This is a genomic window from Protofrankia sp. Cj3 (genome assembly GCF_917627355.1).
Taxonomy (GTDB): Bacteria; Actinomycetota; Actinomycetes; order Frankiales; family Frankiaceae; genus Protofrankia.
In genome coordinates this window covers 1-10,972 of the sequence record NZ_CAKJTR010000159.1, presented here as the reverse complement: position 1 = coordinate 10,972, position 10,972 = coordinate 1, and the positions used below count along the sequence as shown (strand labels likewise).

At 67.2% G+C, this 10,972-nt stretch carries 7 protein-coding genes; 6 read left to right on the top strand and 1 reads right to left on the bottom strand.

From position 1 onward, the window contains the following. The 6 genes from secD to cutA form a co-directional block, all read left to right on the top strand. Positions 1-1,331: protein translocase subunit SecD (gene secD, locus MJ783_RS18210; RefSeq protein WP_239311875.1), on the top strand; the 1,331-nt coding region annotated here is incomplete at its 5' end. Positions 1,332-1,333: 2 nt separating this feature from the next. Then, positions 1,334-2,581: a protein translocase subunit SecF gene (secF, locus tag MJ783_RS18205; RefSeq protein WP_239311873.1), complete on the top strand. Its 1,248-nt coding sequence runs from the start codon at positions 1,334-1,336 to the stop codon at positions 2,579-2,581. Further along, positions 2,578-3,165, top strand: coding sequence for an adenine phosphoribosyltransferase (locus tag MJ783_RS18200; RefSeq protein WP_370651686.1), 588 nt, complete (start codon positions 2,578-2,580; stop codon positions 3,163-3,165). Before secF ends, MJ783_RS18200 begins: the two co-directional genes overlap by 4 nt. Positions 3,166-3,463: 298 nt before the next feature. Continuing rightward, entirely contained in the window at positions 3,464-6,025 is a 2,562-nt protein-coding gene (locus MJ783_RS18195) for a bifunctional (p)ppGpp synthetase/guanosine-3',5'-bis(diphosphate) 3'-pyrophosphohydrolase (protein WP_239405585.1), read from the top strand. Between the two features lie 155 nt (positions 6,026-6,180). After that, a complete protein-coding gene (locus MJ783_RS18190) occupies positions 6,181-8,643 on the top strand; it encodes a bifunctional (p)ppGpp synthetase/guanosine-3',5'-bis(diphosphate) 3'-pyrophosphohydrolase (RefSeq protein ID WP_239311869.1) in 2,463 nt (820 codons plus the stop codon). Between the two features lie 222 nt (positions 8,644-8,865). Continuing rightward, a complete protein-coding gene (gene cutA / locus MJ783_RS18185) occupies positions 8,866-9,195 on the top strand; it encodes a divalent-cation tolerance protein CutA (RefSeq protein WP_239311867.1) in 330 nt (109 codons plus the stop codon). Positions 9,196-9,253: 58 nt separating this feature from the next. Here the strand turns inward: cutA and MJ783_RS18180 are convergent, their stop codons facing one another. Then, complete coding sequence (locus MJ783_RS18180; RefSeq protein WP_370651685.1) at positions 9,254-10,618, bottom strand: twin-arginine translocation signal domain-containing protein; 1,365 nt, start codon at positions 10,616-10,618, stop codon at positions 9,254-9,256. Positions 10,619-10,972 lie beyond the last annotated feature (354 nt).

Genomic DNA, 10,972 nt, shown 5'->3' with positions numbered 1-10,972 from the left:
CGCCGGCCGCACCTACGCCGGCCGCACCTACGCCGGCCGCACCTACGCCGGCCGCACCTACGCCCGCCACGCCCGCGCCGGCCCCGGCGACCGATCCCGCGCAGGCCGCCGCGGCGACGCCGCCGGCCGACGTCATCGCCACGTTTGAGGCCCTGACCTGCGCGCCGTCGGATGCGCGCAGCCGGACGGCGAGCACGGAGAAGCCGTCGGAGTGGGTGGCTGCCTGTGATCGCAACGGTGCCTTCAAGTACCTGCTCATGCCCGCCCAGGTGGTGGGTACCGACGTGAAATCGGCGACGGCGGGGCTGGCCAGCTCCGGTGGTACCGCCTCGGTGAGCACCGGCCAGTGGATCGTCAACGTCAGCTTCACCCGTGACGGGCAGGACAAGTTCACCAAGCTGACCGAGGAGACCATCGGCAAGCAGGTGGCCATTGTCCTGGACGGCGTGGTCCAGTCGGCGCCGACCACCAACGACCGTATCGCCGGGGACGCCCAGATATCGGGCTCCTTCAACCAGTCCAGCGCTCAGGACCTTGCGAATGTGCTGCGCTACGGTGCCCTGCCGCTGGCGTTCGAGCAGTCCAGCGCCGAGTCGGTATCCCCGACCCTGGGCAAGGACTCCCTCAACGCCGGTCTGCTGGCGGGTGCCATAGGCCTGCTGCTGGTCGTCGTGTACTCGTTCCTGTACTACCGGGCCCTCGGGATTGTTGTGATCAGCTCGCTGGCGGTGAGCGGGCTCCTCGTCTACGCCGCCGTGGTGCTGCTCGGCAGATGGATCGGATTCACTCTCACCCTGGCCGGTATCGCCGGTCTGATCGTGTCCATCGGTGTCACCGCGGACTCGTTCGTCGTCTATTTCGAGCGCATCAAGGACGAGGTCCGCGCCCACCGCAGTGTTCGCGCGGCGGTCGACCGGGCGTGGCCGTCAGCCCGGCGGACCATGCTGTCCGCGGACACGGTCTCCTTCCTGGCCGCCGCGGTGCTGTACGTTCTGTCGATCGGGTCCGTCCGGGGATTCGCGTTCACCCTCGGCTTGTCCACGTTGATCGATATATTGATCATGTTCATTTTCACCAAACCGGTTGTCTCCCTGCTCGTCCGCAGGCCGCTGTTCGCCAGCAGCCGGTTCTCCGGGCTCACGGTCTCGGCGCTCGGCGCGAGGGCGGCCGCGGGCAACGGCCAGGACGGCTCGCCCACAGCCGCACGCCTGACCCGGCGTGAGCGGGCCCCGGTCTCCCCGGGCAAAGCGGGCGGGCGGCCAGCTGATGTGCGATCGTCCGATTCTCAGTCATCACGGTCGGGTCCGGCCGGCACGGGACGGGAGGAGTAGAGATGTCCTGGGCCAGCAGGCTCTACCGCAGTGAGTTCCACGTGGAGTTCGTCGGCCGGCGCAGGGTCTGGTATCTGGTCTCCGCCGTACTTCTGACGATCTGTGTCGCCAGCATGGCGATCCGCGGGTTCTCGCTCGGGATTGACTTCAAGGGCGGCGCGCTGTTCCAGTTTCCCGCCGCCGGCCGGCCGGTTGCGGAGGCTGAGGCGGCGCTGTCCTCGGTCGGGATCAACCCCGCCGACACGGTGATCCAGGAACTCCAGACCTCACACCAGATCCGGCTGCAGACCCCGGCCCTGACCGACGCGCAGACCGGCCAGCTCCAGGCCGCCATTCAGCAACGTTTCGCCATTCCGGACACCGGTATCGACATCTCGACGGTCGGCGCATCCTGGGGATCGACCATCACCAACAAGGCGCTGCAGGGGCTCGCGGTGTTCCTGGCACTGGTTATGATCTACCTGTCTGTCAGGTTCGAGTGGAAGATGGCGGTCGCCGCCATGGCGGCGCTCATCCACGACCTTGTCGTCACGATGGGGATCTATTCACTGGTAGGTTTCCAGGTCACCCCCGCGACGGTGATCGCTCTGCTGACCATCCTGGGATTCTCCCTCTACGACACGGTCGTGGTCTTTGACCGGGTCCGGGAGAACACCGCCGGGATGGGTACGGCCAGCCGGCGTACCTACGCCGAGACCACCAACGACTCGTTGAACCAGACATTGATGCGGTCGCTCAACACCTCTTTCATCGCGCTGGTACCGGTCGGTTCACTGCTTTTTGTGGGTGCCGGGCTGCTGGGTGCCGGCACGTTGGAGGATCTTGCCCTCGCCCAGTTCGTCGGGATCGCCTCGGGCACCTACTCCTCGCTGTTCGTCGCGACACCGCTGTTGGTGGATCTGAAGAAGAACGAGCCGGCGGTCCGGGCGCTGGACGCGCGGGTGGCCAAGTCCCGGGCATCGGCGTTGCGTGAATCGGCCAAGGGCGCCCAGGTCGTCACGGGAGCCGGCGCGGCGCTCGGGGCCGATCCCGGCGTGCCGGCAGCGGAGCGAGGGACGGAGATCGGCGCGGCGCGGCAGATGACCGGCACCGAGGGGGCCGTCGAAGGTGAACGTGAGAAACCCCTCGGCAACCGTGAGCCAGCCGTGGCCGGGGCTCGGTCCAGCCGGCCTGGCACGGCGGCGCGCCGTCCGGCGCAGGCGCGGCGTTCTGGCCGGAAAGGCCGTCCAGGCGGTAAAAAGCGGCGGTGACGACTACCGAAGAATCAACTCCCACGCCCGCAGGCACCTCGGCCGGCGGGCCCGCGCCGGTTCGGGCCGTGGATGTGCTGCGCGCCCACATCCGGGACGTTCCTGACTTCCCCAAGCCCGGAGTGATCTTCAAGGACATCGCGCCGCTGTTGACGACGCCAGCAGCCTTCGCGGTGGTCATCGACGCGCTCGCTGACACCGTCGACGGTCACGGCGCTACCGTGGTGGCGGCCATCGAGGCGCGCGGTTTTTTGCTCGCGGCCCCGGTTGCCTACCGTCTCGGGGTCGGTGTGGTTCCCATTCGCAAGCAGGGCAAGCTTCCCGGTGAGACGATCAGCAGGACTTACGATCTGGAGTACGGCACCGCCACGCTGGAGGTGCAGACCGACGCATTCCGGCCCGGTGACCGGGTGCTGCTCGTCGACGATGTCCTGGCCACGGGCGGTACCGCGCTCGCCACTGCCGAGCTGGTGCGTCAGAGCGGCGCTGAGGTTGCCGGGCTTGCCGTGTTGATGGAGCTCATGTTCCTGTCCGGGCGGGATCGGCTGGCGCCGCTTGCGATTTCATCGATCATGGAGGTGTAGCGGATCGCGTGACGGCTGTGATGGATGCGCACGGCCAGTCGTATCGTGTGAAATTTTGTGATCTTTGTCCGCTCCGGCCGTATCCGGCTGGAGTTGCGGATGGCAGGCGCCCAACGCAGCGTTAACCTGCAGAGGTCCCTGGTTTGGCCGGAGGTGGTGCGATCATGTTTTTCGCATCCGCCTGGTGAGCTGATGACCGCTGGTCGGGCCGAAGGTGATGCGGTCAGGTTTCTCGCATCGTCGGTGGCTTCATCACTCCTAGCGGAAGTAGGAATAGATTGTGCCCGAGGCAGCATCGATGGTGACTGGAGCGTCCGAGCCCGGCGTGACGATCGTGCGCGATTCGTCATCGACACGCGATTCGTCATCGACAGACGAGCGTTGCGCAGGCGCCGACCGGGCACGATCGGAGGTCGATGACGCGCTGACCGACGGTGGATCACCAGCTGCCGCCGCGCGTCAGGCTGCCCTTCTGGCCGACCATGGGGACTCCGGTCCGGGCGAGGGCTCGCCGGTGGTCCCGCGTCTGGGGCACGAGTCGCCGCCGCTGCCCCGCCGGGTCCGCGGCCGTTTCCCCAGGCTCGCGTCACATCGCGCGACCTCACCATCGCTGTTGGATCCGGTGCTGCGAGGTTTGCTTGCCAACCATCCCCGGGCGGATGTCGGTCCTGTTCAGCGGGCGTTCGAGACCGCGGCCGGGGTGCATGCCGGTCAGGTGCGCCTGTCCGGGCACCCCTATGTGACGCATCCCATAGCTGTCGCCAGCATCCTCGCTGATCTCGGCATGGACACACCGACGCTGTGCGCCGCGCTCCTGCACGGCACCGTGGGCGAAGCCCACATGACCCTCGACCGCATCCGTGACGAGTTCGGTGACCACGTCGCGGATGTTCTCGACGCGGTGATGAAGCTCCACCGGGTGAAGGTCGGTGAGGGGGCCCAGGCCGAGACGATCCGTCGCATGGTGGTCGCGATGGCCCGCGACCCGCGGGCATTGGTGATCAAACTTGCCGCCCGGCTGCACAACATGCGGACCCTGCGGTTCCTGCCTGAACACAAACAGGAGCGCAAAGCCAGGGAGACGCTGGAGATCTACGCTCCGCTGGCCCACCGGCTGGGGATGAACTCGCTCAAGTGGGAGCTGGAGGATCTCGCTTTCGCGACCCTCTACCCGAAGCGTTACGACGAGATCGTCCGTCTGGTGGCCGAGCGCGCGCCGAGCAGGGATACGTACATCACCGGTGTGGTGACCGCGGTACTGGCCCACCTGGACGAAGCCAAGATCAAGTCTGTCGTCACCGGCCGTCCCAAGCACTATTATTCGATCTACCAGAAAATGGTGGTGCGAGGCCGGTCGTTCGACGACATCCATGACCTGGTCGGAATTCGGGTACTGGTCGACTCCGTCCGTGACTGCTACGCGTCGCTGGGCACGCTGCACGCGAACTGGAAGCCCATCCCGGGCCGGTTCAAGGACTACATCGCGATGCCCAAGTTCAACATGTACCAGTCACTGCACACGACGGTCATGGGGCCTGACGGCAAGCCGGTGGAGCTGCAGATCCGGACCCACGCGATGCACAACCGGGCCGAGTACGGGATCGCGGCGCACTGGAAGTACAAGGAGGACGGCGTCGCGGCCCGGCCGTCGGGTACGGCCAAGGCGCGGGCGTTCGGGTTTACCGACGGCGGGTCGAAAGCGGGCGGGCGGTCCCGCCGAGGTGGCTCCGGCCAGGACCAGACCGCCTGGCTGCGGCAGATTCTCGACTGGCAGCGGGAAACCGCACAGCCCGGCGAGTTCCTCGACAGCCTGCGCTTTGACCTGCACACCGACGAGGTGTTCGTGTTCACCCCCAAGGGTGACGTGATCGCGTTGCCGGAGGGGTCCACCCCGGTCGACTTCGCCTATGCCGTCCACACCGACGTCGGTAATCAGTGCGTGGGCGCACGAGTCAACGGCAGGCTCGCCGCTTTGGACACCTCCCTCGACAACGGGGACACCGTAGCGATCTTCACGTCGCGTGCGCATGCGGCCGGGCCGAGCGAGGACTGGCTGACCTTCGTCCGCTCTTCCCGGGCACGTACGAAGATCCGTCAGTGGCACGCCCGGGAGCGGCGGGAGGACGCTGTCGTCGCCGGCCGGGACGCTCTCGCCCGGATGATGCGCCGGCACGGCCTCCCGCTGACCCGGTTGATGAACGGCGACGTGCTGCCCAGCCTGGCCAAGGACATGCGTTACCCGGATGTGTCCGCGCTGTATGTCGCGATCGGCGAGAAGACCGCCAGCGCGCAGAACGTGGTGGCCCGGCTGGTGGCCGCGCTCGGCGGCCCCGAGGGCGCGGCCGAGGACGCCGCCGAGACCGCGCTGCCGACCCGGGCCCTGCGGCGGCCGGTGGGTGATCCAGGAGTGGTCGTCAGCGGTTCCGAGGACGTGTGGGCGAAGCTCGCCCGCTGTTGCATGCCCATGCCGGGGGATGCGATCACAGGATTCGTCACCCGGGGCAAGGGCGTGTCCGTGCATCGCCACGACTGCCCGAACCTGGCGACGCTGCGCGCCGATCCGCACGACCGGACCGTGGCGGTCGAGTGGGCCGCGTCGTCGGGTTCGGTGTTCCTCGTCGTCATCCAGGTCGAGGCGCTGGACCGGGCCCGTTTACTGTCCGACGTGACACGGGTCCTGACCAATCACCATGTCAACATCTTGTCCGCGTCGGTGACGACGACCAGGGACCAGATCGCGATCAGCCGTTTCACCTTCGAGATGGGGGACGCGAAGCACCTGGGACACATCCGGGATGCGGTGCGATCCATCGAGGGCGTGTACGACTGCTATCGGGTCACCTCGGGCGTACGGTGCTGATCATGATGCTGCCGTCCGCCCGGGTGCCGGTTCCCGTCGATGGGGACCGGTCTGCCCGTGTAGGACATCGATGTTGCCGTGGCAACCGGTCGTCGCCAGCCCTGCTGTGGCTCACCGGTCGCTCTTAGGCGTGGAGATCTGTTGAGGGGGGCGCTGTGGACGCCGAGATCGTAGGTGCCGGTATGCAGGGCGCGGCGTTGCCCGCGCGGATCGAACGCTCCGCTGGGGGATGGTCAGCCGGGGGCGCTGAAAGCGTCGGCGGGACTGCTGAGCAGGCTGGCGGGGGAGAAGAGACCTCACGTACGCTGGCGGCCGCCCGGCTGGCCAGCACCCGTCTGGCTCATCTCGCCCGCTGGATGGCAGCGGGCCGCGGCACCCCCGCGGTGCCGCCGGAGCTGCGGAAGATCACCGATACGCACTGCCTGCACCATGCCAAGGCCGACATCGGCCTCATCGTCCATGCCTATGAGGTCGCGAACCGGCAACACGCCGGTCAGCAGAGACACAGCGGCGACCCGTACATCACCCACCCGCTCGCGGTAACCCAGATCCTCGCCGAGCTCGGAGTGGACACCACCACGATCGTCGGGGCGTTGCTGCACGACACCGTTGAGGACACCGGCTACACCCTCGAGGCCGCTGCCGCCGATTTCGGCCTTGAGGTCGCCAACATTGTCGACGGGGTGACCAAACTCGACAAGATGCGTTTCGGTGACGCGGCTGAAGCCGAGACCCTGCGCAAACTCATCGTTGCCCTCGCCAAGGACTACCGGGTCCTTGTCATCAAGATTGCCGACCGCCTCCACAACATGCGGACGCTCGGCTTCAAGTCCCCCCCCAAGCAGGCGCGCATCGCCCGGGTGACGCTGGAGATCCTCGCGCCGCTGGCGCATCGTCTCGGCGTGAGTGTGATCAAAAGAGAACTGGAGGATCGTTCGTTCGCCGTCCTGCATCCCGGCGAACACGAGCGGATACAGCGGATGGTAGACGAGTTCACCGCCGCGGAGCGTGCGTCCGGCCAGGTTGGCGCGATTGTCCGCACGCTCCAGCGTGGTCTCGAGGATGCTCGCATCAATGCCAGGGTCTCGGTCAGGACAAGTCACCTTTTCTCGATCTACAAGCGGGCACAGGAACGCGGCTTCCAGGCGCGTGACTACAACGACATCGTCCGGGTGCTGGTTCTCGTAGATTCTGTCACTGACTGTTATGAAGCGCTGGGGGAAGTGCATGCCATCTGGCGGCCGGCACCCGGCCGGCTACGCGACTTCGTGGCCACTCCCAAGTTCAACATGTACCAGTCCCTGCATACGACCGTTGTGGACTCGGCCGGCAAACCCATCGATATCCAGATCCGTACGGAGGCTATGCACCGCCTCGCGGAAACCGGGATCATCGCGCGCCCGGTCGGGCCGTCCGCGGACGGCGCTCGCCTGGAGGGCCTGGCCTGGCTGCACAGCCTGCTTGACTGGGAGGGCGAGGCGAAGGACCCAGGTGAGTTTATCGAGTCGCTGTCGGCGGATCTCGACTCGGACGAGGTTCTCATCTTCACCCCCAAGGGCAGGATCATCGCTCTGCCGGCCCGATCGACACCGGTCGACCTGGCCTACGCGGTCCACACGGAGCTCGGGCATCGGGCTATCGGCGCTCGGGTCAACGGCAGGCTGGTGCCCCTGCGCACCCGGTTGCGTAACGGTGACGTGGTGGAGATCCTGCGCTCTGGGCTGCCGAGCGCCAGTCCGTCCGAGGACTGGTTGGACTTCGTCAAGACCTCCCGCGCCAGGGTGCGGATCCGCCGCAGGACGGCACGCCAGCGGCGAGACGCCGACGCCACGTCCCCCGTTACCGGGCATGACACCGCCACCACCGCACCTGGCGGATCGGCGGTAAGCGCCGCCGTGCCGGCGGCGGATCACCTGAGCGGCTCCCAGCCGGTGGGATCCGCCACTGCCGCCACTGCCGCCACTGCCGGTGTGGCCGGTGTGGCCGGTGTGGCCGGTGCGAATCGTGACGGCGCGACCGTTCTGGACGACGCTGCTGGCCTGCCATATCATCCAGATCCGTTCGCGGACCGTGTCCACCGGCCCTCGGCGCGGCCCGCGGTGTCGCCACCGCGCCCGCCGCGGGGACGCGTCCATGCGCAGGCCTGGGCGGGCCTGGCCGCTGTCGACGGCCGGCCGGACGTCCCGGTGCGTCTTGCCCGCTGTTGTCTGCCCCTGCCAGGGGACGACGTGGTCGGATTCACCACCACGCACAGCCCCGCGGTCTCGGTGCACCGGCGGCAATGCGCGAACGCGGCGGAGGCCCGTGGAGATCGGCGCCGGGCCGTGGTGACCTCGTGGGTGCCCAGCGCGAGCGTGACCTTCCCCGCCGAGATCGCGGTCGAGGCTTTTGACCGATATGGCCTGCTCGCTGACATAACCGAAATGCTGTCGGACGCGTCGGCCACCGTTCGGTCCGCATCGACCATCACGGCCGAGGACAGAGCGGTCCATGCCCGTTTCACGGTCGAGGTTGCCGGCCCGGCGCAACTGGACGCGGTGCTCGCGGCTGTACGCACGGTGGGTGGTGTGTATGACTGTTATCGGACCGACGGCCGGCGAGCCGATCCCCGCACGTAGTGCCCGGGTAACAGGGGACGCGGCATAGCGGTGTTCTATCCGGACCGACGACAACACGGCAGGACGTTTTCTGGGCATCGGGAGCGGGGGCCCGTACGGACGCGAAGCGTTCGGGCAGGGCGAAGCGATCGAACATCCAGTGGACACGCCCTCAATCTGTCGGTGGACCGTGCGGGCCGATGTGGGGTACGTTGCTCATCCACCGAATGATCAGGGGGGTTTATGGGCCATCTTCAGGCCGTGACCAGCATCGATTCGCCTGAAGCGGCGGACCGGCTCGGGCGCCTGCTGGTGGAGCGTCGACTGGCCGCCTGCGTTCAGGTTCTCGGCCCGATTCGGAGCACCTACCGATGGCGGGGCGAGATTGAGCAGGCGGACGAATGGCTATGTCTGGCAAAAACGACAACTGACCGATTTGCCGAGTTGGCGCGGGAGATTACCCAGGCGCATCCCTACGACACGCCCGAGATCATCGCGATGCCGATCGTCGATGGGCTCGGTGACTATCTGGACTGGATCACCGCCGAGACGGCGCCGTCCGCCACGCTTTGACTGTTCGCCTGTTCGCCTGTTCGGCGATCATCTCCCGCACGCCCGCGGTGCTGACCGGTCAGACCAGCACCCGTAGCTGCTCGTCGAGATCCCGTACCGGCTGGCTCTCCCGCCACGGCCGAAGTTGATCGCGGATCTGTAGTACGCGGGCAAGCCCCAGCGAGAAGTCTGTCTGTGCCACGATCGCAAGCGCGTCCGCGGCCAGCTGGCATGCCTGGTCGATCTCCCTGCGGTGAATGTGGACCTCGGCAAGGGCACCAAACAGCAGCGAGCGCTTCTTCATGGCGGTTGGGCTGGTGGTGGTCCGCAGAGTCTCCGCCGCGGCCGCGTAGGCGGCGTCCGGACGGCGCAGGCGCGTGAAGGTCGTGACCCGCATGCCGTCGAGGCGAGGGCGGTCGAAGAACTGCGTCCACACGCGATCGTTCGCTGGATCGGCTCGGTCGAAAGCGTCACCGGCACGCTCGAGCGCGCGCAGCGCAGCGCCGCTGTCCCCGCGGGAAGCCTGCTCCTCAGCCTCCCGAGCGGCAAGCCACGCGCGGGTCATCATGCTGCCGCCGAGCGCGGCCCGGCGCTGAGCCTCGCCCAGGAGCGCGCATGCCTGGTCCGGCCGGCCAGCCAGGGCGGGCTGGTAACTCTCGTACCCCAGCACGCATGCCCACAAGGCGTTGTCGTTGGCTTCGCGGGCGGCTTCGAGCGCGACCCGATAGTAGGCGAGCGCACACGTGTTGTCGCGCATATCGAAGGCGAGCCATCCGGCGAGCGCAGCTACTTCACCGGCGGTGATGGTGAGGTTACGCCGCACCGCCGACCGTGGCGAGGTCTCCAGCAGCTGGCTCAGCGTTGTCAGCTGGGTGGTCACTCTCGCCATGAGTGCCCGAGCCGGGACCCGTTCTTCCAGCCCGAACAGGCCCGCCGTCCGCGCGGACAGATCCTCGACAGTTGGCGGGGTGACGGCGCTCTGCTGCCGAAGAGCCGCGGAAAGCCGTTCCCAGGGTTCGGCGTCGGGCGTTACCGGTGCGACCGCGACACCCCCGGCCGCCGCGACCATACGCAAGAAGGAACGCCGCTCCACGCTCGTTTGGGGGAGCCCGGGAGTGCGCCTTGCCTCGGCGTCGACGCCGAGCCGGCTGACAGTTTCATCGTCAATGAACCCGAGTTCCCCGGCGGTCCGGTGAAAAAGAGCGCGCAGAAGCCGTTGGTAACGGAGGCTGGGCTTCTTGTCACCCTTCTCCCACTTGCAGATCATGTTTCCGGTGGCGCCGGCCTCGCGGCCCTCGTGCATGACAGCGAAGCGTCGCAGTTCAGTGGCGAGTCGTTCCTGCGACCAGCCTCTCTCTTCGCGACAGGTTCGTAACCGGGTGTTGGGGATACGCCTCGGTGGATTAGTTTTTGTAGGCGCAGCCTTACTTGCCGCAGTTGTCACCAGCTGCCTCCCCCAATAGTTCGCACGATAACGACAGCGTATCCCGTTGTCGTGGTCAGCTGAGGCGGCCCCATTCGCCCCGCTTGACCAGCGGTTGGTTGGATCGGTGCCGGCCACGGGCTGGTTCGAATACTTTTTCCGGTGATTTCGCTGGCGGACGTCAACATATCAACATGGCACCCGCGGTAGTCACTGAATAATGTCAAGAGGCGCCGGTGGAACGTGTTTGTTCCATTGTGCCAACCGCTCGCCGGGCATGATCGGAGCCTTCGGCCGGGTATTCACCGGCGAAACTCACATAACGGATTATCTGGGCGGCGCCCGGCCGGGGGCGCCGGTTCAATGATCGACTAA

Coding starts and splice junctions, on each gene's coding strand:
- MJ783_RS18195 (WP_239405585.1), top strand. CDS start 3,464: ATGGTGACTGGAGCGTCCGAGCCCGGCGTGACGATCGTGCGCGATTCG.
- secF (WP_239311873.1), top strand. CDS start 1,334: ATGTCCTGGGCCAGCAGGCTCTACCGCAGTGAGTTCCACGTGGAGTTC.
- cutA (WP_239311867.1), top strand. CDS start 8,866: ATGGGCCATCTTCAGGCCGTGACCAGCATCGATTCGCCTGAAGCGGCG.